Genomic DNA, 25,533 nt, shown 5'->3' on the forward strand with positions numbered 1-25,533 from the left:
ACTCTAATCAACGGTGGAGGAAAAATCCCGTGGCAGGTCACGCGCGCAATTGTGAAAGGGAGCGATTCTTCATTCGGAGCGCCGACCCGAACTTAATCGATAGAACTGGCAAGACGCATGGCATTGCGTTCAGTATCAACCCTCCCAGGAAGGACAGCAAGAGAATCGGGAAAAACTGACCCCTATCTTGGCTGGTCTCGGATGCGTAAGGTGGCGCAGGTACAACGTCGGTAGTGTTCACATCATCGAATGTAACCGCGACACCCTCGTCTACGACCGTAATTCGAAGGGAGGTTTGTTCCTCGCTTAACGCGAGAATCGGGATACTTGCCCAGAGACCGGTGCGATCACTTGTAAGGCGGATGTCGGGTGCGCCGAATGCAGAGCCTGCACCAAACTCTGGAAAAAGATCGGGATTGTTCCAGCCAGAAGGCCGCGTCATTTGAACAACCAATGCCTGATCCTGCTTCAGCGATGCGCCCGAGACCGCTATTGCACTTTCTGGCCCTGCAACAGGTACGCGAGCGGCCCATGTCGCGATATCGGTCGCGGCTTTCGCATCGACGCCCGTTCCCAATGGCACAGGGAGTGTCAATTCAAACCTTTCCGGAATGCACACATTGGAGCAGATCAGCAGATCGACGAGTCCCTTCAGCTCGGCCGCTCTATCAGAGTTCGCAAGCCGCAACTGCAATGGAAATATTACTTGTTTGGCATAGCCGAAATTTTCAATTCCGAAGGCGCGGAAACGCGTGGGTGCGGGCCAAAGCATGTCGACGGATTCAAGGTTTGTGGACCCCTCCCAATCGATCTCTGGCGGCAGGCCAACCTCGCCTGGCGACCGCCAGTACGCTTTCCATCCTTCCTCCAGTTCAATCTTCAAACCCGCCGAAAGGAACTGCGATCCTGGGGCGATTCCTGCTTCCGCGACGATCAAACGTGCCGTCAGAACTTCGGAACGATACGCATTGGATTCCAAGGCGCGAACAGGGCTTGCCACAAAAACAAGAAAGAGTGCGAGACTGATAAGCAATCCCTGATACCCTGCCAAGGTTGTACGCATATTCTGACCTCTTTTTCTTCGCGCTCAGTCTCGGGAAGTTACAGCAACGTGCTAGTCCCGAACGCCTTTGTGACGGCGTCGACCCCTCAAACAGTGGGCAGAGCCAAGACTCCGACCAACTAGGCGACAGCGATGCTCGTCTGGGCTTCCTACAAAACAGTCGTTTTTCCGCGTCGAACGCAAGCTGGACCCGCTCTCCATGGTGTCGCGCTCTCAGGCTAGCGCCGTTTCAAGGTTAGTCCTTTTTTGTCTGTTCACGATACTTACGATAGTGCGCCCGTCGAGACCCGATGCTGGGCGACAAAATAGTCGCACCACAACAACGACCAGATGAAAACGAGCGCCGCCACACCCGCCAAAACCCGTAGTACTTTCTGAAGACCTGATAGCCGCACGCCGCTCCGCCCGAATTTGATTCTATATTTTAGGCGCGTTTACACCCTCTAGCTACTGTAGGTTCAAGACCTATTCTGGATGAAAGAGCGATGTTCACTGACCTGTGAGATGCCGAGCGGAACTTGTGCAAAAAAACGCTTAAAGCTACACGGGCTGTAGATAGTTTGGAGAGGTGATATGCTCACAATCGGCACTTTGGCAAAAAGGACCGGGACGAAGGTGCAGACGATCCGCTATTACGAGCAGATCGGACTCCTGCCCGAGCCCGGGCGATCGGCTGGCGGTCAGCGGCGCTATGGAGATAGTGAGCTTGACCGCTTGTCTTTCGTCCGGCATGCGCGGCAACTCGGGTTCTCGCTGGACGCAATCCGTGAGCTTCTTGATCTGAGCGATCATCCAGACAAGTCGTGCGCGGAGGCCGATGCCATCGCTCGCCGACAACTCAAGCAGGTTGAGCAACGTATGGCCCGACTTGAAGCCCTTCGGACAGAATTGCAGAGGATGGTGCACGAATGCAGCGGCGGGCACACGGCCGATTGCCGTGTGCTGGAGGTGTTGCGCGACCATTCCGAGTGCCTGACGGACCACGACGAGATCGGCGCCTGAGATGACCGCAGTGCTCGTCTATCCGCTCGCGGCCTTGGCTGAGATCGCCGGATGCTTTGCCATCTGGGCATGGTGGCGTCTTGGCGCGTCCCCACTTTGGCTTGTCCCCGGTGTGGCGGCGCTGGTGGCGTTCGGCTGGCTTCTGGCTCAGGTCGACACTGTGGCTGCGGGACGCGCCTTTGCCGCCTATGGTGGGATCTATATTGCCGCGTCCATTCTCTGGATGTGGCTCGCCGAAGGGCACCGGCCGGACAGGTGGGATCTGCTCGGCACCACTGTATGCTTGTTGGGTGCTGCCATCATCCTCGCGGCACCCCGCGGAGCGTAATAAAACGGCATTGCTCCTACAGTAGCTTTAGCTTTTACAACGGTGCGCGTTTCACAGGCTAAAGCAAGGCAGGAATTGAATGTTCGAAATTTCAGGTGTTGGAATCGTCGCGGCTTTTCTGGGTGGCACCATATCCTTTCTGTCGCCTTGTGTCCTGCCTCTTGCTCCTGGCTACGTGTCTTACATCGCGGGACAGCCCGCCGTGAAATCCGGGGCGGCGCGCAGCATTGCCGAACGGGCGCGCAGCGTGATCCTGAGTTTGTGGTTCGTGTTCGGGTTTTCGACAGTCTTCGTGGCGCTCGGGGCCGGGGCAAGTCTTTTGGGCGGGATGCTCTTGCGCTGGAAATACGAACTCGGGCTTGCGGGTGGCGTTTTGATCGTCTTGTTCGGACTTGTCATGATGGGCGCGATCAAGATCCCGGCCATGATGCGTGACACGAGGCCCGACGTGAAAGTCGACGGCGGCAGCGCCGTCGGAGCCTACCTTTTGGGCCTTGCCTTTGCCTTTGGCTGGACGCCCTGCATAGGCCCTGTACTCGGGTCGATCCTGGCAGTGAGCGCGACATCTGGAGCGGACGGGATGGCCTTGCTGGCAATCTACTCCGCAGGACTTGGACTGCCGTTTCTGATCATAGCGCTCTTCACCAACTCGATTGCAGGCAGGCTCAAGAGGATCGGTGCTGCTGGTCGATGGCTCTATCGTATATCGGGCGGTCTGATGGTGCTGATGGGTATCGGCGTGATGACAGGTCAGATCAGCCGCCTTGCCTTCTGGCTGCTCGAAACCTTCCCGGCCCTTGGCACGATCGGATAAAATCATGATCGAAAGTGACATTTGAGAAAAGGCTTGTCTCTCTAGTCACTGTAGAGATTAAGACTCCTCGTGAACGATTCGAGGAGAGACCCTGTGGCACCCACCGATTCCTATTTAACCGCAACAAGACTGCTGGATTTTGACTCGCCCTCAATCTCGAACCTGGTACGAGATCGTGGCTGGCATGACCTTGCCCGTGTCGACCGGATTGGCGCGGTTTATGACTTTGTCCGAAACGAGATTGCGTTCGGCTACAACCGCGTCGACGACATTCCCGCCTCTGCGGTGCTGACCGACGGCTACGGGCAGTGCAACACGAAAGGGACGCTTCTCATGGCACTGCTGCGCAGCGTAGGCATCCGCTGCCGACTGCACGGCTTCACCATCCACAAGGCCCTGCAGCGTGGCGTGGTGCCCGAATTGGTCTACCCCCTCGCACCGTCCGAAATTCTGCACTCGTGGGTCGAAGTCGAAACAGAAGAGGGCTGGATCAATCTCGAAGGCTTCATTCTGGACGCCCCCTTCCTGCAGTCGCTTCAGAAGAAATTCAGCGAAACAGAAAGCCTTTGCGGCTACGGGGCCGGAACGGATTGCCTGAGTGCGCCACCAGTCAGTTGGAGCGGCGGCAGCACTTATATTCAGAAAACCGGTATCGTTCGTGATTTTGGAACCTTTGATACGCCCGACGACTTTTACGTGAAATATAGTCAGAACTTCGGATTTGCGCGTGATTTTCTCTATCGCCACGTCATCCGTCACTGGATGAATGCCCGGGTTCGCCGCATCCGTCGTGGAATGTTGCCAAAGGTCCCTGGTCTCAGTCGACCGAACCACAGCCATGAGGAGAACAACCGTGCCGCATGATCATGGCCATACCCACATTGATCCTGAATCAGGTGATCGTAGGGTCTCCATCGCAATCTGGGCCAACGGGCTTCTGACCGTCGCGCAGATCGTTGGCGGCATCCTTTCCGGCAGCCTGGCGCTGATCGCAGATGCCCTACACAATTTTTCGGACATGGCGTCACTGGTGATCGCGTTCGTTGCGCGCAAAATCGCCAGACGACCCGCCGATGAACGCATGACATTCGGCTATGGTCGGATTGAAATCGTCGCAGCACTCATCAACTACACGACCCTGATCCTGATCGGCTTCTACCTGATCTATGAGGGTGGCATGCGGATGATCGACCCGCCCGAGGTCGCTGGTTGGACGGTGGTGTGAACATCCGTGCGCTTTTCCTGCACAACCTGTCGGACGCTTTGGCCTCCGTGGCAGTCATCATTGGCGGGTCCCTGATCATCCTCTACGACATGAGATGGGTCGATCCAGCAATTACCATCGGCATTGCCCTTTACATCCTCTATCTGGCTTTCACTGAGATTGGCGGTCCGATCAGAACCCTGATGCTCGGCAGCCCGCCCGACATCGACAATGCAGCCGTCGTTGAGGCGATGCGGAGCGTCGATGGTGTCGCGGACGTTCACCACGTGCATCTGTGGCAGATGGAGGAGCACAAGGCGGCGCTGGACTGCCACGTGGTGCTGACAGCGGGCGGCTGGGGTAAAATCGAAAAGATCAAGGCAGCGATCAAGGATCGGCTGAAGGAGGACTGCAACATCGCCCATTCCAGCCTGGAGTTCGAACACGAAGACCGCGCACACGAAAACGCCGACCTCTACGGTCACGGCAAGCCGGAAGAAGAGGAGAACCATGTTCACCGGGATCATGACAGGTCATGACGACGTGATCGGCGTCGCCTGCGAGTGCAAGCTCAGCGAAAGCGAGCTGAAACGGATGCACGAACTCCTTCAAGAGCGCCTGCAGGAGACAAGCAAGCCTGGCCTGGCCCTCGAACTCACGAGGTTCGAAGCCTTCAAGGTTCCGTCTGCTCTTGAGCCGGTCCAGAACTGCTGAGAGCCCGAATGCGTCCTATCAGCCACACAGATTTAGGCAGAACCAATTTTAGGGCAATTCGAGACTCATATGACGATCCAGATGGCTCGGGCGCTTTGACATACCGTGGGACTGGCGCCGCGCGCAACATGGCGGATGATGAAGGGCGACGCTGTCAGCTCGCGATCTTGCTGACCGCCGCAACCATCATACGCATCATCAATGTTGCAATAGTATATTTTCGTATGTATGCTGGGTGAAGATTGTCAAGGGTTCTTGCCATGCGTTTCGAATTCAAAAACCTCGCTCTGGCGGCCTTTTTAGCTCTCGCCTTGTCCGGCCCAACAGTTCCCACGCAAGCCCGCGCCCAAACCTATCCGATCGACTGCGCCATCTTGCTGTGTTTGTCCGGTGGCTGGCCGGCTTCTGTGCCATGCGCACGCGCGCGGGCCGAGTTCATCCGGCGCATCACACCCTGGCCGGTGGAGCCGCCGCTTCAGATTTGGCGCTGCCCCATGGGTGCGTCTTACGATGGGCCTGCCAGGTCGCACCCCACCGACCGGATCTTCGATGCCCTATATGGTGGTTCAGGAACCCCACCAAACTCTTCAGCCCCGCTCTTCGATCAGGCTGCCGAGGCAGGCGGAATGCTCGGGCTGAAAGGCTCCGACGCTGTCTGGGGGAACCTCGTGCGGGCTGATTACGCTCTCGAGCTCGTAGAAGACCGCGCCGACATCGATATCAGCGGGCCGGAATTCAATTTCGTGCGCTCCATTCGCGTCTTTGACGTTCGTTATGCCCGCCAGCACGAATCCGGGCGAGATGGCGACTGCAACCGCAGCGCCGTCGTTGTCATCGGCACCTACGGGATCCAGGGCGATTTTTCTTGGAGGGCGTCGTCACCCACAGCGCTTCCTGCTGCGCATGCCGGTCTCGAGCGGTGGGGCGAGCACTGCCCGAGCATTTATCACAGATCCGTCTTCGTTGAGTGGCGTGACTATAGCGGGAATTACGGCTTCGAGCAGGTCAAATACTGACTGTTGAGGCGCAGCGACGCCGCGCAGAGCCTTGTACGAAATCAAACCTGCAACGCAGGCAAACGCACCCATTCAAGGGCCATAAAGGCCAGATTCTTCCATGTCAGTCGTCGCGACAGGGCAGCTGCGTGAGAGACGCGAAGTCGATTTCAGCTTTATCCGCATCGCAGAGATCCGGATAAATCTTTGAGACGCGCTGTGGGCCATGCATGTCCCACCGGATTGCCAGAGCACCTGTGTTCCATCGATAAACCCAGCCAACAATGGTTTCTTCATCGGCTGCAATCAAATTGGCGATGGCGACACCTTCGACCTTATCTTCATTCACTGTTAACTAATTTCCTGCAATTGGGCTTTTCCGACCGCAACTTCGACTTCCGAAGCGTTTGCTGCAGCGGCATGCCTGTTTTGGTTAAATTGGTTAGCTGTTCTTCCTCGCGTCACCGATACTCACACCGGGAAAAGTTAGCTCCCGTGTTCTTGATTAATGAAATTGCTCAAATCCGGTGGTCGGGCTCCGTGGCGGCTTCGACGATCGCCAAAGCCTCGAAGGGGTCAAAGCCGATGGCGCGCGCAAGGACGACCAGCTCGACGACGTCGACCCGGCGCTGGCCGCTTTCAATGCGCGCCACGAGGGATTGATGGCACTTGAGCTTGATTGCCAAGTCCTCCTGACCGAGGCCCGCCTTGATGCGGGCGTCGACCAATGCTTGGCAGAGTGCCACCTGTCCCGTGCTTCTGATTGTCTTTGCCACGCGTCACATACCTTTTGTGACGTCGCTAGCGGATGAAATCCGTTATCTAAAAAGTAGATATTTGAGGGTGTTATCGGCGTCTGGTTTCCATGGGCTGCAAGTCTGATGCTCCCGAAGCTGCCCATCAATCCCCTGCCAATTGCAGAAATCGGCCATAGTCCTCGCTGACTTCGCGCGCTTCCTCGAACGCGCGGGCGCGTTCGCTGTCGAGGCAACGGAAGTAGCTCTGGATATCCTGGATGTAGTCTTCGAAATCGCCACGGATGATATCCGCATAGTCCCGCGCCGCCTGCGAATCGCTTGGCAGGAAAGGACGGGCCGGGGCGAAGCAGGATTCCGCCAAAACCGGCCCGGGAACGCAGATCAGAAGGGCCATAGCTTGCAATGGGAGCAGGCCTGTCAACCTTGGGTTTCTCAAACCTGTTATCTCCTTGATCGCGGACACTGGCCGTGACTAGTGTTTGCGTAACCAAACTACAGCTAAAGCACGATATTACATCTTGCGGTTGATAATATACTATCGTAACTCTGGGCTTCAAGTAGGAATGCCTGGGGTCGCGCCATTGGAGAAAGCGTGAGCCGGGCCATGAACTGGGACATCGAAGCACCAAATGTGGTTACGGAAGCCAGGTTCCGCGAGCTCGTGGAAAGCGGCTATAGCGCAGAAATCCTGTGCCAGGAGTCGGCACATAAGAAAGGCCCCAGCTATTACGGGGTCTGGATCATGCGCGTTGTCTCTGATGATGGCGTGGAAAAGCTCCTCGTCACCGCCCGCACACGGACGACCTACAACGATATCAAGATCCGCGAGTTCAAGACGATCTCCGGCGTGGTGTCTTTCTTTATTGGCCTTGGCTTTGCGCATGTCGACCTGCCGCTTGAGGCGGGGACAAGCCGTACGCACAAACTCGCCCCGCCAGACAAAGCTCCATCAGACAAGGGCACTGGCAACTAACCTCGTCTGTCTCTGGCTGGTCGCAGCACCTGCCTCAGCGCAAATGGTCCTGGTCATGGAGAGCGACGGCTCTCTGACCCCGTCCCGCTCCCAAAGCAGCTTTGCTCGAAACTACAATGACGGGATTGGTCAGGGTTCGGCCTCCGATGGGATCGCGATCTTCGGCGAGGTAGAGGCCGAGCAAGAGGGCGTCCAAGTCGCGGCCCTTGCCCGCCCGACTCCCCTGCCCCGCGCCGATGTCCTCTCCGGGATTCAGACCACGGCCTTGCGCTATGCCGGCCATCCTGGCCTGCGTCGCGCGGGGCTTTCCGTGACGGATTGGCTGGCTCTCTATCGGGCCAATATCGAGGTTGAGAGCGCCTACCGGCAGGATGCGATTTCAAGTGCAGGTGCCATTGGCCTTGGTCAATTGATGCCAGCGACGGCGCGTGATCTGGGCGTCGACCCGCGTGATCCGCTGCAGAACCTCGACGGCTCCGCCCGCTACCTCGCGATGATGCTGGAGACGTTCGGCGATCCGCATCTGGCGCTGGCGGCCTACAACGCGGGGCCGGACGCCGTGCGCCAACACGGTGGCATTCCCCCTTACCGAGAAACCCAGAACCACGTGGCCCGCGTCATGGCCGTCGTGGCCCGATTGGAAGGATCAAATTCATGAAACAGATTTCAAACCTCTTTGTCGCCTCGCTGGCGCTATTCCTGTTCATTGCCGAGCCCGCCCTCGCCCAGAGCATTGATCTCTCCCCGATCCAGAGCCTGTTACAGGGCATCGTCGATGCGCTGACCGGCCCGCTTGGCGTTGTCATCGCGACGCTGGCCGTTCTCGGCGTTTTCTTGAGCTGGTTCTTCAACATCATCGACCTGCGCCAAGCGCTTTGGGTCCTCGTGGGCATCGCCGGTGTTGCGGCCGCCCCCACCATCGTTGCCGCGGTTTTTGCCGGTGGCTGAGCGCGCGCTTCTCTTTCTCGGCCTCGTGCGCCCGCCCAAGCTTCTGGGCCTGCCCATCATGTATGCGATGGTCTGGCTCTTCGGATCGGTGCTCTTGTTCGTCTGGGTCCAGCATATCGCGGTGCTGGGTGTCGCGGCCCTGCTCTACCCGGTGCTTTGGAAGGCCGCAGATTGGGACCCGCGCTTCATAGATGTGATGATGACGGCCCTGCAGGAGACACCGCCCACGCGCAACAGGTCCATTCATGGCGGGGACAGCTATGCCCCGTGATGAACCCCGCAACGAGGCCCTCGACCCCCGCACAATGACGCCAGACTGGTATGCGCGCGAGACACGCCTTGCGCATATGCTGCCCTATGTGAGCCTCGTAGACGACCAGACCGTGCGGACACGGATGAACGAACTCTTCCGGTGCATCCGGCTCGAGGGGATCAACAGCTACACGACCGACGATGCCTATCTCGACAAGGTGACGGCGCTCTTTGCCCGCATCGTCGCGCAGCTCGGGCCGGAATTCAGCTATTACGTCCACAAGGTCTCCAAGGCCATCAAACCGGATCTCGACCCGATCCGTGAGGACAGCTTCGCAGGCGAGGTTGACCGGCGCTGGCGCGCGAAACTCGAGACCAGCGGGCTGCGCGACAAGACGCTGACGCTCACCGTCATTCACCGCCCACCCCCGAAAAGCCTCTTGCCGTTCCTCAGCCGCAGCGCGCCGGGCCGGCTGAGAGAGGAGACCCGCAAACGCCTGCAGCGCCTGGGCGAGGCCGTGAACGTCTTCCTGTCCGGCCTCGCAGAGCTCAAACCGCGCCTGCTGTCGGCTGCATCAGGGGAATTGGTGGGGTTTCTGGGCGCGCTGAACACAGGCACCGAGCTGCCGCTCTACCCGGCCAACACCTACGGCTTTTTGTCCGTCAACGTCGCCAATACCCGCGTGACGTTTCAGGGGGACCATTTCGAGCTTTCCGAAGGCGTCGTGGGGCAGCGCTATGGCAAGAGTTTCACTATCGGGGAATACTCGGAAGGCACCTCCTGCACCATGTTCGACATGCTGAACCTGCCGGTCGACATGATCGTCACGCATTCCTTCACACCGATCAATTCGAACCTCATGGCGGGCCGCATCAAGCGGCAAAAGCGCCAGATGCAGGCCAGCCAGGACGCGGCCCTCTCGCTCCTGGAAGCCCTCGATATCGCCGCCGATGATCTCGAGGCCAAGCGCCAAAGCTTCGGCGAACACCATATGGTCGTGACGCTCTTCTGCGAAACGCTGGATGAGCTGCAGTCGCTCAGCGCCGAGATCGTGAACGCCGCCGCGACCGAAGGCGTAAAGATGATTGGCGAGCGGGTCGCGGCCAAGGCGCATTACCTCAGCCAGCATCCCGGCAACCAGCCCAAGCGCGTCCGCGCCAGCGCGGTCACCAACCGCAACTTCGCGGATTTCGCGGCCTTCCACCGGACGCAGCTCGGCAAACCCGCCGAGAAAACCCCATGGGGCCGGGTCGTCACTTATTTGCCCACGCCGGAGCAGAGCGCCTACCGGTTTTCTTATCACGAACAAGGCTCGCCCGACAAAGAACCGACCAGCGGGCATACCCTGATCATGGGGCGGCCCGGGTCGGGCAAATCGGTGCTGTCGGCCTTCCTGATGACCCAGGCCCGTCGCGCAGGGGCGCGGATCTTCGTCTTCGATTACCGTCTTGGCATGGAGATGGCGGTGCGCGCCAATGGCGGGCGCTACGCGTCCCTGAACGCCGGCGAGCCCACGGGTCTCAATCCGCTCTGGACAGAGACCGATGCGCGCGGCACCGCCTGGCTCTCGGATTGGCTCACAACGCTGCTCTACCGCGCCGACAAACCCCTGACCCCGGCGCAGACCAACCGCATCCAGGAAGTGGTGCGCCAGAATGCCCAGGCCACCAATCCGGCCCTGCGGAACTGGCGGGATTTCGCGTCGCTTTTTGTGTCCACCGACGATGGCGGCGATCTGCACCAGCGCCTGCTCGAGTGGATCGAAGACGGCCGCTACGGCTGGATCTTCGGGCAGAGCCTCGAGGACACGTTCTCGCTCAAGGGCGATGTCGTGGGCTTCGATCTGACCGGTATTCTCGACAGCGAGGCCGACAAAGAACGGATGGCGGTCCTGTCCTATCTTTTCCGCCGGGTCGAGCGCGAGATCGAGGACCGCCGCCCCACCATCATCGTGATCGACGAGGCCTGGAAGGCGCTCGACAACGCATATTTCGCCGAACGGCTGTCGAACTGGCTGGTGACCGCGCGCAAGCAGAACACCGTCGCCGTGATGATGACGCAATACGCAAGCCAGCTCGAGCGCACCCGGACCGGCAAGACCATCGTCGAGGCAGTTCCGACACAGATCCTGCTGCCCAATATCCGCGCACAGCCTGCGGACTACGCCATGCTGAACCTCACGGAGAAGGAGCTCGACGTCCTTCTCAACACGGGCAGCAACAGCCGCTTGGCGCTCATCCGTGACGATCAGGGCTCGATCGTCGTCGATGCCGATCTGAGCGCTCTTGGGCCCAATCTCACCATCCTTGGCGGCATGGAAAAGGGCGAGGCGCTCGTCGGCGCCGATTATCGCGACCGCCCGGACTTCTGGAGGCTTTCATGATCCGTATTCTTATCGCTTTGGCTGCGCTCGGCGCGCTGGCTTCCTGCGCCCAGTACCAGGAACCGCAGGCGAACTGCTTCACATTCCTTGCGTCCACGGCACCCGTCGCGCCTGATTGTGACTTCACGCCCCTTGGCACCCCGGAGGGCGACATTGAAGTCTAGCCTGCCTCATATCCTCGCGTTTTGCCTGCTGCCTGGTCTCGCCTTGTCTCAAGGCGTGCCGACCAATGACAATGGGCTGACCGCGCGTGACATCGTCGAGACCGGTGATCGCGAGGCTGACTTGGCCGTTCAGGCCGACAAGCTCGCCGTGCGCGAACTCATCGCGGAGATCGAGCGCGAACAGCTGGAAACCCTGCAACGCATCCTCGATGCCCAGACCAGCTTCGGCGGTCAGGGCTTGCCGGCTATGGTCTCGGGGCTGGAAAGCGGCAGCGGCGATCCCGACCGCGCCGTGGAAGCCGTCTATGGCACGGGCGAGATCGACCCCAATCCCGGCGGTGCGCAGATGTTCGGGGATGCGTCTGAGACCATCGAGCAGCTCATCATCCGCGTGGCTCAGGAGACCAGCGGCTTTGCGGGTGTTGGCCGCGCAGGGCTCTCGCCTGTCCAGTGGCGCGCGTTGCTGCAAGCGCTGATCTGGCAGGAAAGCCGGTTTACGATTGGGGCACGGTCTCCCGTCGGCGCCTATGGCCTCACCCAGATCATGCCTGGCACTGCCAGCGATCTCGGCATCAACCCGGAATATTACGACAGCCCCTATCTGCAGGTGCATGGCGGCGCGCGCTATCTCGCGACTCAGCTCAACACATTTGATGGCAACATCATCAACGCCCTCGCGGCCTATAACGCCGGACCCGGCCGGGTTTTCGAGTATGGCGGCGTGCCACCCTTCCGCGAGACCCAGCACTACGTGTCGGTCATCCCTGAACGCTATAACCTCTATTTGACCCGTATCGGCGGGATCGATGCGCTTGGCACGATCGACCCCGCGCTTCTGGCCAATGCCAACCTCTCGCTCACGGGTCATGGGGCGGCCTTTTATGGCAGCAACTCACCAGCAGCGATCCGCCAAGCCGGCCTGCGCATCCGCGACATCGTCGAACGGATTTCCGAGACTGAAGACGTGCAGGAAAGCATCGCACTCAACACCTATGCCCGCGCCGAACTCGTGCGCCTCGTCGCTGCACGCATCCGGCTTCAGGCGGCACGCACCCGCGTCCTTTCTGCCGAGGAGCTGGCGCAGGCCAGCGCCCGCATGGCCGAAGGCGCGTTCATGGATTTTACGATCAGGGAGATTGAATGATGGGACATCTGCTCTTGAGGACAGCTTTGGCCACGACATTTGGCGTTGGCTTGCAGTTCAGCGTCCTACCCCCTGCCGCAGCACAAGGTGTACCGGTCGTCGATACCCAGAATATCGCGCAGAACATCCAGCAGCTGCGGCAGATGATCGAGGACGAGATCCTGCAAAACGAGCAGCTGACGCAGCTCCGCGAACAGCTTGCCACACTCACGGATCAACTCGCGGAGCTGCAAAGAACCTATGAAGCGCTCACCCGACTTGCCGAGCTTCCCGAAATCATCCGGACGGAAATGGAAGACGAGTTGAACGGTCTGCTCGACCAGGAGTTCGGAGACATCCTCGCCACGATTGAGGCGATCAAGACTGGGGATTTCTCGGGCCTCTCGGGCTCCGGCGCAGGCGAAATCGAAACCCAGATGGACCGGGTGCTGGCCGATCTCGGCTTCGATGAAGACACGCTCTCGGAAATGGCCACCAGCGGCAATCCCGGGGCCAACCGCGTGGCGACGCAGGCAACAACCGGCGCGCTCGTCTCAGCCGCTGCCCAGAACAGCTATGAAGATGCCGGCCAATCGCTCGAGCGGGTAGACCGCCTTGTCGGGCTCATCGACGACATGGAAGAGCTCAAGCAAAGCGTCGATCTCAACACGCGCGTGACAGCTGAATTGGCCATCGCCCTCGTGGCGATGTGGCAACTGGAAGCGATTCAAACCGTGGGCAATGGCACGGGCGGCGTGATCGATGCCGCCACCATCGCCGAAGAGCAGCGCTTCATGGATTTCACCTTGCCGGACCTGCGGGCTGACTGATCGTGGGGGCATGCCGGGTGGCGACTGAACAAGAAATCATCGAGGAAGAACTGGTCTATGGCGCGCTGCGCCGCGAACGGCTCTGGCAACGCCTTGGCCTGATGGGCCTTGTCTTCGGCATCATCGGTTGTCTGAGCGCAGCAGCAGTCGCGATTCTCGATGTCGACCCACCCCCCGTCGTTGTCCCCTATGATCCCGCCACCGGTTTTGCCCTGCCCGAGGCGTCCGTTGGGGCCACATCCGTTACCGCCAACCAGGCGATCATCGAGGCGGAGGTCTTCCGCTATGTGACCGACCGGGAGGTCTATAACCAGCTCGACAACGATCTGCGCATCCGCAGCGTCCTGCGCCGCTCAGACGGAGCTGCCGAGAGCGGGCTGCGCCAGATCTGGAACAGCGCCAACGAGAATTACCCGCCGACGGTCTATGGCCCCAATGCTCGGCTCGACGTGGAAATCCTCAGCATCAACCGGATCGGAACCAACCGCGCGACGGTCCGTCTGCGCAAGCGCCTGACGTCCATCAACGGCACCCAGACCGGGCTCTTCACCGCCACGCTTCTCTTCGAGTTCCGTCCCGAAACCCGTCGCTCCATCGACGAGGTCTGGACCAATCCATTTGGGTTTACCGTGCGCGAATATTCCATCCGCTCCGACAGATTGGAGAATTAGTTTGATCAATAGGTTCTTTGTTGCTGCCATATTTGTTTTGCTGCCCGGCCTTGCCTTTGCCGAAGCGATCCCGCGCGGTGGTCCAAATGACAGCCGGGTGCGGCTGGCAACATATCAAGAAGGTCAGGTCTACCGCCTCAGCGTCTCACTTACCCATGTCACCACCATCGAGTTTGGTGAGGGCGAAAGCATCCGCTCGATTATCGCGGGCGACACGGAAGGGTTTGAGATCGATGGCGTGCCCGGCGGTCAGGCATTTGCAATCAAGCCCGTCGCGCGCGGTGTCCATACCAACGTGACGGTCTACACGAACAGGCGAAGCTACTATTTCAACGTCGAGGAGGTCCGCAGCCCAACCTTCTATGTGGTGCAGTTCCGCTATCCTGATGACGCTGCGCGCCCGACCCGGGCCATCGCCGCCCAAGCACCAAACTACAATTACGGTGCCAGCGCGCGGACCGAGTTCACGCCAACCCGCATCTGGGATGACGGGACGTTCACGTATTTCGCCTTTCCAAGAAACGCCCCTGTGCCAGCGATCTTTCGCTACGCGGGCGGCCGCGAGCGCACGGTCAACACGCAAACTCCTGAAGACGGCGTGATCCGCGTCAGCGGCGTAAACCGCCAATGGGTCCTGCGACTTGGCGAAGAGGTGGTCTGCATCGAGGCGATCCCGCCCACGGAGGCCGCCTCATGAGCGATACCGAGAATACCGAGCTGGAAAAGCGCCTCGCCGCCCTTGAGAAAGGCAGTGCCCGCGCGCCCATAGCGGCGCAGCGCCGGTCGCCCCTTCTCGCGCTGGTCGTGGTCCTCGTCATCGGCGCGGGTGGTGCCCTGCTTTATCTCCTCTCACAGCCCGAAGAAGAGGAAGCCTTGCCGACGGCCACTCCGGACGTCTTCCAAAACGAAGGGGATGGCTTTGGCGCTATCGAGACCTTGCCCCCGCCCGAGCCCGAGGTTGTGTTTGTCGGACCGGATCCAGTCGAGCCCAACGCGGAGCTTTTGGCACAGGTCACCGCCTTGCAGGCCCAGATCGAGGAATTGCGCAACGCTCCCGAACCTGTCGTCGAGGAAGACACCGCCGCCGCAGAGGCGATCGACGCGCTGACCACTCAGATCGCTGCGCTCCAAGCCGCCTCGGAAGCCGCACAGCAACGACTCCAGGACGAACTGACGGCGCGGGATCGCAGCCTTGAGCAACTCCGCATGGACCTCGAACTCGCACAGCTCGAAGCCAACCGCCCCCTTCCGGCACCCATCGGGCCCACCGAGGACGAGTTGCGGGCGCGGGAAGAAGAACGGCTGCGCCGCGAAGAGGAAGCAAGGCGACTCGCGGAACTTGAACGCCGCGCGGCCGAGGAACGCGCGTTTCAGGAGCGCCGCATCACCTCGCCCACCATCGCCTTTGGCGGCTCCTCGGGCGCCAATGAGACGGCACTGACCGAGCGCACCTTTGGCGAGGTGACGGATTTCGTGCTGAACGGTGCATTGCCCTCCACCGTGACGCAGGCCGAGGTGATCGCCAATCCCTCCAACACCATCATCCAGGGCACCATGATCCAGGCCGTCATGGAAACCGCCCTCGACAGCTCCCTGCCCGGCCAGACCCGTGCCGTGGTGTCCGAGGATGTTTACAGCGTTGATGGCGCGCGCCTCTTGATCCCGCGCGGATCCCGTCTCGTCGGGCGCTACCGCGCCGGCGTCGATATCGCGCAGCGCCGCGTCACGATCGCCTGGGATCGGATTATCCTGCCCGACAACGAGACCGTCCAGATCAGCTCGTTCGGGGGCGATGAACTGGGCCGTTCCGGTGTCACAGGTTTCGTGGACACGCGCTTTGCCGAGCGTTTCGGGTCGGCAGCCCTGATCTCGCTGATTTCCGCCGCACCAAGTGCCGCCGCATCCGAGGTCCAGGATGAGACTGCCGCAGACGTTCTCGAAGACGTGGGCGATGATCTGGCAGATGCGACGGACAGCGTCATCGGCGATTACCTCTCCATCGGCCCCGTCATCTATGTCGACCAGGGCGCCCGCGTCACGGTCATGGTCGACCGCGATCTGGAGATATTCTGAGCCCATGTCGCTGAGCTATCTCGAAACCTCGCTCGACCGGATCGACGCCGCCGCTCGCGACGATGTCATCGAGATCTGCATCAACCCTGATGGCACCTGCTGGGGCGAATTCCAGGGCGATCACTTCATGCGCGCGCTGGACCAGAGGCTGACCGGCGTTCAGGTCAGGGACCTCGGCAACCAGATCGCCTCATCGGCCAATACTACGATGAGCAAGGACCGCCCCATCGTCTCGGTTTCGATCACCTACAAGGGGCGCCCGATCCGCGCACAGGTCATCACCCCGCCCGCCGTGCTCTCGGCCATGTCGATCAGCCTGCGGTTCTTTTCAAGCCTGCCGCTCGAGGGTATCGCGCTCGATTTTCTCTATGGCAAAGAGCGAAAGCTCGAAGACCTGCGCGTTGAAAAGAAGCGCGCCTTGCGCGCCGTCGTGGCTGCGGGTTTGATCGATGATGCGCTGGCCTTCTGCGTCGAGAACAAACTCAACATGATCGTCTCGGGCGGCACCTCCACCGGCAAGACCGTGGCCGCACGCAAGATCCTCTCTCACGTACCGGGTGAGGAACGGATCGTCACCATCGAAGAAGCCGCCGAGCTTCTGCCGACCCAGCCGAATGCCGTGACCCTCATCGCCAATCGCGACGCGGAATTCCAGACCGCCGATGTGCTTCTCACTGCGACGCTGCGCATGCGCCCCGACCGGATCATCCTCGGCGAGGTGCGCGGCAAAGAGGCCATGACCTTTCTGGAAGCCATCAACACCGGCCATGGCGGGTCCATGACCACACTGCATGCCGAAACCCCGCAACTCGCCGTGCAGCGGCTCGCGATCGCGGCACTCAAGACCGAAATCCCGATGACCTATGCCGACATGATCCAGTACATCGAGAACTCCATCGATGTGATCATCCAGGCCGGTCGGCATGACGGCAAACGCGGCATCACCGAATTCTACCTGCCCGGCGCAACTGAGATTGGAACTTCCTCATGAAGACCTTTGAATACGATATCCTGTCCTTTCCCATGACCCGAAAAACCAGCCTTGCCGACATGCAGGCCAGCCTGAATGCCAAAGGTGCGGAAGGCTGGGAGGTGGTGTCGATCAGCTCCTCGGAATTCGCCAATGTGGGACACACGGTCTTCCTGAAGCGTGAGACCACACCAGCCGGAGCCACGGCATGAGGCAGGCGCAGCACCTCGCCTTGGCCGCGCTGGCCCTAAGCCTGACGCCTACCTTCGCCGTTGCCGAGCGCAACCTAGTGCCAACCCTCGATCGCAGCTTTGACGTCTGTCCGGACCGGCCCGCTGAACCCTTGTGGATGCAGGAGATCCCCCTGCGCCAAGCCTATCAGCGGGTTCTGGTTCAGGACATCTATCGCGCCCAGAATCTCGAGCGCATCGTCCAGACCGGCAGCTGCGATTGCGAGATCCGGTTCCCGTCCTGGGACGCGGCCGAGGCCGTGTTTCGGGAGAGCTACGCGAGCGACGAACGATGGGAAATGCTCGAAGCCTCGGATGGCTACAACCGCCGCGCCAACGCCGCCCGAACTGCCGCCAAGGCCATCTGCGACGCCGCAGGTAATTGGTAAGGCAGCCCCGCGATGAGTGTCGTCACCTACTTCGTTGAAACCGCCCAGGCCTATCTCGACACCGCTGCCGAAACCCAGTTTGGTGCCGTTGCGGCAACAGTCGGCACGCTCCTGGTTTTGGGGACAACGCTGGTGGTGATCCTCGTCGGCATCAACATGATCTATCAATATCGGGCCATGGATGGGCACACAGCCTTCTGGCTCGCGGTCAAGATCGGGCTCATCGGGATATTCGCGACCAATTGGATGCAGTTCAACGCGTTCTCATCTGCCATTCTCTATGGGATCGACAGTATCGCGGGCGCACTGGTGGCCTCGGTCGGCGGGGGCAGTCCGGGGCCTTCTGGAACTTTCGCTGAAGAATTCGACCGGCTGATCGCCGAGCTCGGCGATTACCTGAATGCCGCCGGGTCCGAGCTGAACTGGATGGCTGGCGCCATGCTCGACATCGTCGGTGTGCTGCTGCTCTCGATCCTCGGCGGACTGGCCGCCTTCATCCTCGTGGCCTCCCGACTGATGATCGCGCTTCTGATCGGGATCGCCCCGGTGATGATTTTCCTGACCCTCTTCGAGGTGACCAAGGATTATTTCGCGCGCTGGTTATCCGCGCTTATCTCCTTCGCGATCTACCCTATCGTGGTCGCAGGGGTCTTCGCGACCATCACCGGGGTGGCCTCGGCTCTCATCGGCGAGTTGGGTGATCCGGAAGGGGCTTCCAACATCGGCGCGCTCATACCTTTCTTCATGATGGTGCTCATGGCCAAGGGGTTCATAATCGCAACACCCTTCATCGTCCGCGCGATCTCCGGCAACATCATGATGCCGGCGCTCTCCGGCGGCCTCGGTGGCGGATACAACTTCGCTCGCGCAGCGATGGGCAGCCAGCAGGCCTACAATCGCTACCTGATCGGCGGTTCCAGTGGTGCGGAATACGCAGCCCTCAGGGCGCGACAGTTCTTTGGCGTGCAGCAGATGCCCGCGAGGCAAGGCATGGGGCAGACGGGTTCTGGGGGCGGGGCGGGGTCGCCGGGGACTGGGTCTCAGATGCTGGCGCAACTGGCGAGACTGGGAAGGTTAGGAAGGCGGTGACCGCACTTTGCTGCCTATCGCCAAAGGATCAAGAAACCGCAAGGCGTTCCTAACTTCCGGTCGCTCGCATAGGGGTTTTGCTATCACCGACCATAGCCCGGTTCTTTGCAGGAGACCAATCGACTATGTATTGTTCATCCTCTTGTATCCAGAGAGCGTGTTAGTTCACAGGGCGGCAGCCCTGTCAGCTCGGCATGTTCACGACAGCCACCCCTTCGATGCAGTCTCTCGCCAGCTCAACCAGATGGGCGTGATGCGTGAAGAGGATGGCTTGCCCGTTCGCTCCAATCTCGGCGCAAAGCTGCAGGGCCGCACGTGCACGTGTATCGTCAAAGGTTTCCATGATGTCGTCCAGGATCATCGGCAGTGGACCAGGTTCCTGCGCAAAGCTGCGATATCCAGCAAGGCGCAACGCAAAGTACAACTGGCCCATCGTACCCGTCGACATCTGCTCCACTGGAACGGTGCTACCATCAGGTTGAATACCGACGAGCTTTTCACCTTCCGCCTGGGTCCAGACGTCAACGCCGGTCCAAGCGGGCGTGGTCATCGTGACAAAGGCATCTTCAACGTCACGCAGCATGCTGCTGCGCCGCTCTGCCGCAAGGCGACGCAACGCGCCGCGTGCCGCCAACACTCCGAGCCGAGCCACAGCCGCCTGACGCGCGCCGCTCCGTAGCTCTTCCAACAGTGTCGCTTGTTCAGTCGCGAGATCGCTGCGGTCGGCGGCCTGAAAGGCTTCGCGGTACAACCGGTCAGCTTCCCGCTGAGCGTCGCGGGCGGTGTCGCGGGCGAGCTGTGCGTCTTGCAGCGCCTGTTCCAGCTCTGTCGCGCGCGTGGCATCAGGCATCCGGTCCAGTTCCTCGGCGAAAAGATCGGCATCGACGCCTTCGCGGGCCTTTTGGCGATCGCGTTCTGCCATTACCTTTTCCGTGCGCAGACGATCACGTTCAACCAGCTTTGCAACACGATCGCGCGGCACCAAGTCCTGACCACCTTGCCCTTCGAAACAAGCGTCTAGATCGGTGTTCGCGTCCTGACGCTCGGTCTCTGCGCGACGTTTGGAACGGTAAAGCTCATCCCGTCGCAATACGGCCTCTGCCCGTTTTTCGTCCGCCCGCGTGGCCACAGTTTGGCGCGAACGCGCGCGGTCGATGATCTGGATAGGATCTGCACCTGCCGCGTTCTCAGGTTCCCCCAAAACTCGGGTCAAGCGCTCTGCGCTATCCGCAAGCGCGGCGATCGCTTGCTCCAAGGCCCCAACCCGAACTGAGAGCTTTTCATACTCGCCGTAAAGCTGCCGCAGACTGCGCAAGTGTGGCAAAGCGGTTCGAATACCCTCAAGCGAACGATCCGGCAAAGGCAGTGCCACAGTCAACTGGTCAAGCTTATCCAGAGCCGCTTCGAAAGCGTCGCGCGCTTGCTCCGCCTTGCTGCGCAACTCGGCAATATTCTTCGCGCCATCCTGCCATTTCGTCCAGGCCTCGCGGTCGTTCTGCTCCAACATGAGCGTTCGCTGAACTTGCGTGGGCAGATCGCCTTGTGCCGGGTCTAGCCCGAGGGGTCGCGCCGCGTCAGTTAATGCATCGCTAGCCCCCTCCTGTTGGGCAAGACGGTCGTTCAACGCTCTTTTGGCATTGGAAAGATCGGCCGCAGCTTCCGCCGCTGTCGCCAGGGCCTGTTGGCGCGCGCTGAAGGCCGAAGTTGGCGCGTCTTCTTCCAATCCCAGTGCAAGCGCCAATCTGGAACAGCGCTCCGACAGGTAGTCACGCTGCGTAATCAAGTTGTCGTGACGGGTCTTTGCAGTTTCATGCCGGGCCTCGGCGCTCCGCACTTGCCCTTGTGCCGCCAACAGCCGCTGGCGAGCCTCTGCCCCCAAGAGGTAGTGCGCACGAGCACCGTCATCAGCGTACATCGCCGCCTCGAACTGATCAGCCGTCTCAGACGTCAGATCGCCCCGATGCCGCTGCCATATGATGTCACGCTGGCGCCGGGTCTCTTCTGTCTTGACGAGGTCAACGGCGTCAGGTGCGGCCTCCTGCGTAGACAGGTCTACCCGCGCCTCGGCCATTTCTGCTGCGCGGTCTTCGAGGTCTTTGCGAGCCGACGCAAGATCGGCGGTCAGGGTCGCCCAATCTCGACTGACTTCGTCGAGCGTTTCTGGGGCAGGCAGGCCTGCGGCAATGATGTCTTTCCATGACCTCGGCAGGCCAGCCGTGAGCTTGGTCAGACGCGCCAACGCCCGGTCTTGGCTTGTCTCGAAAGCGGACATATCCGCCACAGCCTTCCAAGCATCGAAGGCGGCTCGCAGAGCAGACAAATCCTGCGGTTCAGTCGGCGCTTCGCCCTGTTGGGCGCGGGCTGCTTCAACGGCCTTCAAAGCGGCATCGGCTGAAAGACTGGCGGTCAAGCACTCCTGCACTGCAGTCGCGAGCTCCTCAAGCTCGCTTGCTTCCAAGGCAACTGTGGATGCCGGCGCATCTGGCACCTCAAGGAGTCCCAAAGCTTCGTCTATTTGCGTTCTGAGTTTGTCCCGGTCTTCGCGGCGTCGGTCCAGGTCAGCCCGCGCGGTGCTGGCGCGCCCCATCAGCGGTGCCCCATCGACGTTTAGTTGATCAAGCCGATCCAACTCTGCGGTCAAGGGCTGGGCCAGCTTGTCGAGCGGGTGGTCTGCGATGATCTGATCTTGTTTGACGATTTCTTCTTCCGCTTCAGTGATCCGGATCGACTGAGCCGCGATTTTCTCGACAAGACCTGCCACACGCTCTGCCGCTTTGGGAGGGAGGTCGGGACCGTCGGGGAAATTGGCTAGGACTTCGGTCAGTTGCCCTATCTCCTCGGTCCGATCGTACCAGACCACCGCAGCCTTCGACGCCGCTTGTCTTTGATAGGCCTGTCGGAGATCGGCATCAGCAGTTTCGAATTCGGCTGATGTTCGGTCACGATCGTGACGCAGGTTGCGCTCTCGCTCGGTTGTCAAGCGATCCGCTCGCAACTCGCGGCCAATCTCCTTCAGCCGATCGCTACCGGACTTTAACACTGTGCCCCGGCCACGTTTCTTATAGAATTTGTCGGCCCGCTCCGCCAACGAGTCCAGCGTTTGCGCCATTCCTGTCAGGCCGGAGAGACCTGCATGCAGGAGTTGCCCAAGGTCCCCCTGCGCCCCGGCAATCCGTTCGCCGCCTTCGCGCAAACCTTTCTCGTTGAGTGAAAACCGTTCCTCGTAGGTCTCTCGCGCTAGACCGTGCAGAGCACCCGATAGGATCGCCTCGTTGATTGGGCGGCCATTCGCGTCCAAGAGCGATTGGGTTCTCTTACTGTTGCGACGCAAGACCGTGGTTCCACGCCCGGGCAGATCAAGTTCTGCCCCCACCACAAGATCACTTCGATCGAACCGGAAGGCATATGGATGCGCGCCGCCCTTGAAACCAAAAAGCAGTTCCAGAAACCCGTTGAAGGCGGTGGACTTACCAGCCTCGTTCTGGCCAAAAATCACAGTCACATCGGGCATGCCTTCGGCAGGTTTTGGAAAAGAAATGTCGGCGTCTTTAAAGCGGCCATAGCGGATCAGATCTAACCGGTTCAGCCTCATCGTGAGGCCCCCGCGTGCAGTGTCAGAGAGACTTCGGCAATCGCTTCCTCGAGGAGCGCATCCAGACTATCCTCATCAAGTTCGTCTGTGATTTCCGACGGCATGGCGAGACGCAGTTCTTCGAGCTGTTGCAGAGCGGCCTGTCGAAAGCCTTCTTCGACCAATTCCTCCCGCATCAGGCGAACCAGATCGTCATTCTTGGAACCGGCTTGGCGTGTTGGCGGAACAGATTTGACCTTGTCGAGGAATACGCCGTCGATACTATCCAACACTTCTGTCGCCAGCTCGGTCACAAGTTCCGCCCCGTATCGATCCGAGGTGACGTGCAGGCGCACCGCCACATCGCGCCCAGACACTTGCGCGGCAAACAACGAGTCGCGCAAGGTTCGCAGAACCTCCTGTTGGTCAGAACAGGCGCTCAAGTCCAACGCGCATTCGGAAAAACTAAGGCGGCCAACAGCGCGGCGTTCGAACTCCGGCGCCCTCTTGTCCAGCGACACAAAGGTCACCGTGCCACCATTGCGCTCGCCAAAGTGACGCGGTTGCGGGATACCGGGCATAACCGCCAGAACCGGTCCATCCACTCGTTCAAACGGCGCATGAATGTGTCCGAGGCACCAGAGGTCGAACCCATGCGCCATCAGGTCCTGTTCAGCGCAGGGCGCATAGGGATCATGACCCGGGGCACCATCCAACGAGGTATGCATCAGCCCAACGTTGCGTTTCCCCGGCACAGGCCTGGGGTAATCAGGCAGGAAGCTCTTCGCCACATGCGCCGCATCGAAGGAGAGGCCATGGAAAGCTGCATCGCCAATTTCGACCGTAGGTGAGCCTTTGTGCAGCAGGTGGATGTTCGGTCCCAAGTCTCCATGTGCCTTGTGATCCAACAGCGCATCGTGGTTTCCCCTGATCAGCACCGTGGGCACACCAGCTTCTGAAGCACGCGCCAACTGGGTAATCAGGAAGGCGCGGGATTTCAGGTCCGGGTAACCGTTGTCAAAAATGTCACCCGCCAGCACCAAGGCATCGACCTGTTCCGATATCGCCAAATCGACAATCTCGACAAAGGTGTCCCGGCTGACCTGCTTCAAGCGGTCTCCAAGGTCAGGATTACGCAGTGCTACTGATCGGATAGGTGATCCGAGGTGAGTGTCAGCTGAAACAAGTAGACGCATTGTTATCCGTCACTCCATCTCGAACGATTAAGCAAATTACTGTCGCGCGCTCTGTCTTCTCCAAGCAAGAACAGCACCTGCAATATCTGTTTCAGGCAATTCATTCGCCCAACGATCCCAAAACTCTATGGTCGCGCTATTCGGCTTGTATCTCGGTTCGCCTACGCGGACTCTGGTCGGCAGGAGGCTCGCATCACCAACCACAAGTGACTCTCCCACATCCAGAACAGGCAGTAGGTCTCCAAAGCCACCAAGGCTGTCTGGCAGAAGCTTCCGGATCACGCTCTGGTCGTCGCCATTAGTCAGTCGCATTGCGACTACATTGTTACATTGACTCAAGACCGTTCTATTTACCTCTGAAGGTCGTTGACTAATAACCACGAGGCCAACGCCATATTTCCTACCTTCTTTTGCGATGCGCTCGAATATGCCAACAGAGATATCGTCGACCCCCTCTCGACCCGCTCGCTCCGGAATGTACAAGTGCGCTTCGTCGCAAAACAACGCTATCGGATGCCGCTCTTCGATTGGTGTCCACTGGGTGATGTTGAAAACCAGCCTTGCGAGTAGGCTCACCATCAAAGGAAGAATGTCGGAGGGCACTTCCGAGAAATCAATGATCTTGATGCCACCTTTGCTGCCTTCTTGTGCACCCCTGCTGGCAGTCAGAGCATGGGCCAGCCGCGACAGCCATTCCATATCCATGCACTCAGCGTGTGGTTGAAACAAAAAACCAAGTCGACGGTCGAGATGCTTCGCCTCGAACCGAGCGATAAGGCGGCTCAATTTACCATTGAAATCCCCCGCTTTATCGGAGCCTGCTCTGGCGCCCGGAACCCTTTCAGTGTCAAGGTACTTCAGGCGATCAAGGATTTCGTTTAGTGGGAAAGGTACAGGGCTATCGACGGTGAAATTTACCAGAACCTCTGTATGATTTCCATCCGTGAGAAATTTGCGTTTCGCCTCAGTGATTGTGTTTGCCATTACCATTGCCTGATTAGGCGCGTTTTGATCAGAACGGTCCACGAAAAGAGAAACCATGGCTTCATATCCAAGCAGCCAGTAGGGTAGGTAAAGCACGCCATCATCAAGACCTTGATCGTGCCCAAGATCACCTGGACCCGCTACTCGCAAGTGGCGAAACTCCTCGCCATCCAGTGTCTTGTACTCACCGTGGATATCGAACAAGATAGCATTGGCCTGAGGCAAAGCTGCCACTTGGTCTAGTATCCGCGCCGTGGTATAGGATTTGCCAGAACCGGTACTACCGACGATAACGGCATGTCTCTGGAACAACCTGTTTCCATTGAGAAATGCCGTGGCATTCTCATCGAGAGTATACTTGCCAAGCTCCATTTGCGGCCCATCGCCAGTAACATTTGAAATCACCTGCATAAAATTAGTTAAACGCGCTCCCTCTAGCGCAAAACAATTTGCATCAATCTCCGGAACAGTCTCAAGTGTTCGTCTAAAAACGTTTTCATCTAACCCCAACTTGTCGATGAGGGTGCCGATGAGTGCAACACGAACAAGATTGTTTTCAGGCAAATCAGCAACTTCATCTGCTTCGGGCTGCTCTTCTAAAGGCGAAATATCTGGCGCTTTTCGAGTTATACGGGAAACCACGCCCACCAAGTGTTGACCTGCTTTGCTGCTTTGGAGAGCGACAAGCCGATTGACCTGGACACGCTTCAATCTTTCGAGTTCATCAACGCGAACCACGACAACCGCGGTGTCGACGGCAATGATCTTTCCTAGTGCTTCGGCATCGTCGTAGTCAAAAATCGGCATC

At 59.6% G+C, this 25,533-nt stretch carries 28 protein-coding genes and 1 pseudogene; 22 read left to right on the forward strand and 7 right to left on the reverse strand.

The genetic code is table 11. The annotated features are described in order from the left end of the window. Positions 1-37: 37 nt before the first annotated feature. The gene (locus tag PVW49_RS21685) at positions 38-1,063 is read right to left on the reverse strand and encodes a protein-disulfide reductase DsbD domain-containing protein (protein ID WP_274591552.1); all 1,026 of its coding nucleotides are present in this window, start codon (positions 1,061-1,063) and stop codon (positions 38-40) included. A 573-nt stretch (positions 1,064-1,636) separates the two neighbouring features. Here PVW49_RS21685 and PVW49_RS21690 point away from each other — a divergent pair. The 7 genes and pseudogenes from PVW49_RS21690 to PVW49_RS21720 all read left to right on the forward strand — a co-directional run bounded on the left by PVW49_RS21690 (position 1,637) and on the right by PVW49_RS21720 (position 6,141). After that, positions 1,637-2,065: a MerR family transcriptional regulator gene (locus tag PVW49_RS21690; protein WP_008282975.1), complete on the forward strand. Its 429-nt coding sequence runs from the start codon at positions 1,637-1,639 to the stop codon at positions 2,063-2,065. A gap of 1 nt (position 2,066) precedes the next feature. Further along, positions 2,067-2,393, forward strand: a complete 327-nt coding sequence (locus tag PVW49_RS21695) for a YnfA family protein (RefSeq protein ID WP_008282974.1) — start codon at positions 2,067-2,069, stop codon at positions 2,391-2,393. Positions 2,394-2,472: 79 nt separating this feature from the next. Continuing rightward, entirely contained in the window at positions 2,473-3,207 is a 735-nt protein-coding gene (locus PVW49_RS21700) for a cytochrome c biogenesis CcdA family protein (protein WP_274591553.1), read from the forward strand. Positions 3,208-3,300: 93 nt separating this feature from the next. Next, positions 3,301-4,071 (forward strand): transglutaminase-like domain-containing protein, encoded by a 771-nt coding sequence (locus PVW49_RS21705; protein ID WP_274591554.1) that lies wholly within the window; start codon positions 3,301-3,303, stop codon positions 4,069-4,071. Further along, positions 4,061-4,950, forward strand: a pseudogene (locus PVW49_RS21710) (cation diffusion facilitator family transporter). The gene PVW49_RS21705 and the pseudogene PVW49_RS21710 overlap by 11 nt, the downstream one beginning before the upstream one ends. Continuing rightward, positions 4,922-5,125 carry a hypothetical protein gene (locus PVW49_RS21715; RefSeq protein WP_274591555.1) on the forward strand — a complete coding sequence of 68 codons (204 nt, stop codon included), beginning with the start codon at positions 4,922-4,924 and terminating at the stop codon, positions 5,123-5,125. Before PVW49_RS21710 ends, PVW49_RS21715 begins: the two are co-directional and overlap by 29 nt. Before the next feature lie 260 nt (positions 5,126-5,385). Continuing rightward, the gene (locus PVW49_RS21720) at positions 5,386-6,141 is read left to right on the forward strand and encodes a hypothetical protein (RefSeq protein ID WP_274591556.1); all 756 of its coding nucleotides are present in this window, start codon (positions 5,386-5,388) and stop codon (positions 6,139-6,141) included. A 103-nt stretch (positions 6,142-6,244) separates the two neighbouring features. On the opposite strand, the gene PVW49_RS21725 is transcribed toward PVW49_RS21720, so the two are convergent. The 3 genes from PVW49_RS21725 to PVW49_RS21735 form a co-directional block, all read right to left on the reverse strand. Further along, positions 6,245-6,469: a hypothetical protein gene (locus PVW49_RS21725; RefSeq protein ID WP_088652232.1), complete on the reverse strand. Its 225-nt coding sequence runs from the start codon at positions 6,467-6,469 to the stop codon at positions 6,245-6,247. Between the two features lie 169 nt (positions 6,470-6,638). Then, the gene (locus PVW49_RS21730) at positions 6,639-6,896 is read right to left on the reverse strand and encodes a helix-turn-helix domain-containing protein (RefSeq protein WP_274591557.1); all 258 of its coding nucleotides are present in this window, start codon (positions 6,894-6,896) and stop codon (positions 6,639-6,641) included. A 124-nt stretch (positions 6,897-7,020) separates the two neighbouring features. Next, the gene (locus PVW49_RS21735) at positions 7,021-7,272 is read right to left on the reverse strand and encodes a hypothetical protein (protein WP_076695150.1); all 252 of its coding nucleotides are present in this window, start codon (positions 7,270-7,272) and stop codon (positions 7,021-7,023) included. Positions 7,273-7,482: 210 nt separating this feature from the next. Here PVW49_RS21735 and PVW49_RS21740 point away from each other — a divergent pair, with 210 nt between their 5' ends. The 15 genes from PVW49_RS21740 to PVW49_RS21810 are packed head-to-tail and all read left to right on the forward strand — an operon-like array spanning position 7,483 to position 18,974. Next, positions 7,483-7,851, forward strand: a complete 369-nt coding sequence (locus tag PVW49_RS21740; RefSeq protein ID WP_274577441.1) for a hypothetical protein — start codon at positions 7,483-7,485, stop codon at positions 7,849-7,851. 43 nt (positions 7,852-7,894) lie between these two features. Beyond that, positions 7,895-8,509, forward strand: a complete 615-nt coding sequence (locus PVW49_RS21745; protein WP_274591558.1) for a lytic transglycosylase domain-containing protein — start codon at positions 7,895-7,897, stop codon at positions 8,507-8,509. After that, the gene (locus PVW49_RS21750; protein WP_008282963.1) at positions 8,506-8,799 is read left to right on the forward strand and encodes a TrbC/VirB2 family protein; all 294 of its coding nucleotides are present in this window, start codon (positions 8,506-8,508) and stop codon (positions 8,797-8,799) included. Before PVW49_RS21745 ends, PVW49_RS21750 begins: the two co-directional genes overlap by 4 nt. Continuing rightward, the gene (locus PVW49_RS21755) at positions 8,792-9,070 is read left to right on the forward strand and encodes a type IV secretion system protein VirB3 (protein WP_274591559.1); all 279 of its coding nucleotides are present in this window, start codon (positions 8,792-8,794) and stop codon (positions 9,068-9,070) included. The genes PVW49_RS21750 and PVW49_RS21755 overlap by 8 nt, the downstream gene beginning before the upstream one ends. After that, positions 9,060-11,435, forward strand: coding sequence for a type IV secretion system DNA-binding domain-containing protein (locus PVW49_RS21760; RefSeq protein ID WP_274591560.1), 2,376 nt, complete (start codon positions 9,060-9,062; stop codon positions 11,433-11,435). The genes PVW49_RS21755 and PVW49_RS21760 overlap by 11 nt, the downstream gene beginning before the upstream one ends. Then, positions 11,432-11,599: a hypothetical protein gene (locus PVW49_RS21765; protein ID WP_231036290.1), complete on the forward strand. Its 168-nt coding sequence runs from the start codon at positions 11,432-11,434 to the stop codon at positions 11,597-11,599. Before PVW49_RS21760 ends, PVW49_RS21765 begins: the two co-directional genes overlap by 4 nt. After that, the gene (locus PVW49_RS21770) at positions 11,589-12,743 is read left to right on the forward strand and encodes a lytic transglycosylase domain-containing protein (protein ID WP_274591561.1); all 1,155 of its coding nucleotides are present in this window, start codon (positions 11,589-11,591) and stop codon (positions 12,741-12,743) included. Before PVW49_RS21765 ends, PVW49_RS21770 begins: the two co-directional genes overlap by 11 nt. Then, on the forward strand, positions 12,743-13,552 hold the full coding sequence (locus tag PVW49_RS21775) for a type IV secretion system protein (protein WP_274591562.1): 810 nt from the start codon (positions 12,743-12,745) through the stop codon (positions 13,550-13,552). Before PVW49_RS21770 ends, PVW49_RS21775 begins: the two co-directional genes overlap by 1 nt. Before the next feature lie 17 nt (positions 13,553-13,569). Beyond that, a complete protein-coding gene (locus PVW49_RS21780) occupies positions 13,570-14,223 on the forward strand; it encodes a virB8 family protein (protein WP_274591563.1) in 654 nt (217 codons plus the stop codon). Between the two features lies 1 nt (position 14,224). Then, complete coding sequence (locus tag PVW49_RS21785; protein WP_274591564.1) at positions 14,225-14,920, forward strand: TrbG/VirB9 family P-type conjugative transfer protein; 696 nt, start codon at positions 14,225-14,227, stop codon at positions 14,918-14,920. Beyond that, positions 14,917-16,296 (forward strand): TrbI/VirB10 family protein, encoded by a 1,380-nt coding sequence (locus PVW49_RS21790; protein ID WP_274591565.1) that lies wholly within the window; start codon positions 14,917-14,919, stop codon positions 16,294-16,296. Before PVW49_RS21785 ends, PVW49_RS21790 begins: the two co-directional genes overlap by 4 nt. A gap of 4 nt (positions 16,297-16,300) precedes the next feature. Further along, complete coding sequence (locus PVW49_RS21795) at positions 16,301-17,287, forward strand: ATPase, T2SS/T4P/T4SS family (protein WP_274591566.1); 987 nt, start codon at positions 16,301-16,303, stop codon at positions 17,285-17,287. Then, a complete protein-coding gene (locus PVW49_RS21800) occupies positions 17,284-17,478 on the forward strand; it encodes a DUF4177 domain-containing protein (protein WP_040182603.1) in 195 nt (64 codons plus the stop codon). Before PVW49_RS21795 ends, PVW49_RS21800 begins: the two co-directional genes overlap by 4 nt. Then, a complete protein-coding gene (locus PVW49_RS21805) occupies positions 17,475-17,885 on the forward strand; it encodes a hypothetical protein (RefSeq protein ID WP_274591567.1) in 411 nt (136 codons plus the stop codon). The genes PVW49_RS21800 and PVW49_RS21805 overlap by 4 nt, the downstream gene beginning before the upstream one ends. A 12-nt stretch (positions 17,886-17,897) precedes the next feature. Next, positions 17,898-18,974, forward strand: a complete 1,077-nt coding sequence (locus tag PVW49_RS21810; RefSeq protein ID WP_274591568.1) for a type IV secretion system protein — start codon at positions 17,898-17,900, stop codon at positions 18,972-18,974. 184 nt (positions 18,975-19,158) lie between these two features. Here PVW49_RS21810 and PVW49_RS21815 read toward each other — a convergent pair whose 3' ends face one another. Genes PVW49_RS21815 through PVW49_RS21825 form a run of 3 tightly spaced genes read right to left on the reverse strand, consistent with a single transcriptional unit; the run spans position 19,159 to position 25,532 of the window. Then, on the reverse strand, positions 19,159-22,566 hold the full coding sequence (locus tag PVW49_RS21815) for an AAA family ATPase (protein WP_274591569.1): 3,408 nt from the start codon (positions 22,564-22,566) through the stop codon (positions 19,159-19,161). Beyond that, the gene (locus PVW49_RS21820; RefSeq protein ID WP_274591570.1) at positions 22,563-23,741 is read right to left on the reverse strand and encodes a metallophosphoesterase family protein; all 1,179 of its coding nucleotides are present in this window, start codon (positions 23,739-23,741) and stop codon (positions 22,563-22,565) included. Before PVW49_RS21820 ends, PVW49_RS21815 begins: the two co-directional genes overlap by 4 nt. A gap of 36 nt (positions 23,742-23,777) precedes the next feature. Further along, entirely contained in the window at positions 23,778-25,532 is a 1,755-nt protein-coding gene (locus PVW49_RS21825) for an ATP-binding protein (RefSeq protein ID WP_274591571.1), read from the reverse strand. Between the last annotated feature and the right edge of the window lies 1 nt (position 25,533).

It is taken from the genome of Marinovum sp. PR37 (assembly GCF_028807375.1).
Lineage (GTDB): Bacteria > Pseudomonadota > Alphaproteobacteria > Rhodobacterales > Rhodobacteraceae > Marinovum > Marinovum algicola.

Excerpts from the sequence above, each read along its gene's own strand:
- PVW49_RS21740 (WP_274577441.1), top strand. The coding sequence starts at position 7,483 with ATGAACTGGGACATCGAAGCACCAAATGTGGTTACGGAAGCCAGGTTC.
- PVW49_RS21825 (WP_274591571.1), bottom strand. The coding sequence starts at position 25,532 with ATGCCGATTTTTGACTACGACGATGCCGAAGCACTAGGAAAGATCATT.
- PVW49_RS21715 (WP_274591555.1), top strand. The coding sequence starts at position 4,922 with ATGTTCACCGGGATCATGACAGGTCATGACGACGTGATCGGCGTCGCC.
- PVW49_RS21805 (WP_274591567.1), top strand. The coding sequence starts at position 17,475 with ATGAGGCAGGCGCAGCACCTCGCCTTGGCCGCGCTGGCCCTAAGCCTG.
- PVW49_RS21700 (WP_274591553.1), top strand. The coding sequence starts at position 2,473 with ATGTTCGAAATTTCAGGTGTTGGAATCGTCGCGGCTTTTCTGGGTGGC.
- PVW49_RS21685 (WP_274591552.1), bottom strand. The coding sequence starts at position 1,063 with ATGCGTACAACCTTGGCAGGGTATCAGGGATTGCTTATCAGTCTCGCA.
- PVW49_RS21735 (WP_076695150.1), bottom strand. The coding sequence starts at position 7,272 with ATGGCCCTTCTGATCTGCGTTCCCGGGCCGGTTTTGGCGGAATCCTGC.
- PVW49_RS21790 (WP_274591565.1), top strand. The coding sequence starts at position 14,917 with ATGAGCGATACCGAGAATACCGAGCTGGAAAAGCGCCTCGCCGCCCTT.
- PVW49_RS21760 (WP_274591560.1), top strand. The coding sequence starts at position 9,060 with ATGCCCCGTGATGAACCCCGCAACGAGGCCCTCGACCCCCGCACAATG.
- PVW49_RS21765 (WP_231036290.1), top strand. The coding sequence starts at position 11,432 with ATGATCCGTATTCTTATCGCTTTGGCTGCGCTCGGCGCGCTGGCTTCC.
- PVW49_RS21745 (WP_274591558.1), top strand. The coding sequence starts at position 7,895 with ATGGTCCTGGTCATGGAGAGCGACGGCTCTCTGACCCCGTCCCGCTCC.
- PVW49_RS21750 (WP_008282963.1), top strand. The coding sequence starts at position 8,506 with ATGAAACAGATTTCAAACCTCTTTGTCGCCTCGCTGGCGCTATTCCTG.
- PVW49_RS21695 (WP_008282974.1), top strand. The coding sequence starts at position 2,067 with ATGACCGCAGTGCTCGTCTATCCGCTCGCGGCCTTGGCTGAGATCGCC.
- PVW49_RS21690 (WP_008282975.1), top strand. The coding sequence starts at position 1,637 with ATGCTCACAATCGGCACTTTGGCAAAAAGGACCGGGACGAAGGTGCAG.
- PVW49_RS21795 (WP_274591566.1), top strand. The coding sequence starts at position 16,301 with ATGTCGCTGAGCTATCTCGAAACCTCGCTCGACCGGATCGACGCCGCC.
- PVW49_RS21810 (WP_274591568.1), top strand. The coding sequence starts at position 17,898 with ATGAGTGTCGTCACCTACTTCGTTGAAACCGCCCAGGCCTATCTCGAC.
- PVW49_RS21815 (WP_274591569.1), bottom strand. The coding sequence starts at position 22,566 with ATGAGGCTGAACCGGTTAGATCTGATCCGCTATGGCCGCTTTAAAGAC.
- PVW49_RS21800 (WP_040182603.1), top strand. The coding sequence starts at position 17,284 with ATGAAGACCTTTGAATACGATATCCTGTCCTTTCCCATGACCCGAAAA.
- PVW49_RS21820 (WP_274591570.1), bottom strand. The coding sequence starts at position 23,741 with ATGCGTCTACTTGTTTCAGCTGACACTCACCTCGGATCACCTATCCGA.
- PVW49_RS21720 (WP_274591556.1), top strand. The coding sequence starts at position 5,386 with ATGCGTTTCGAATTCAAAAACCTCGCTCTGGCGGCCTTTTTAGCTCTC.
- PVW49_RS21775 (WP_274591562.1), top strand. The coding sequence starts at position 12,743 with ATGGGACATCTGCTCTTGAGGACAGCTTTGGCCACGACATTTGGCGTT.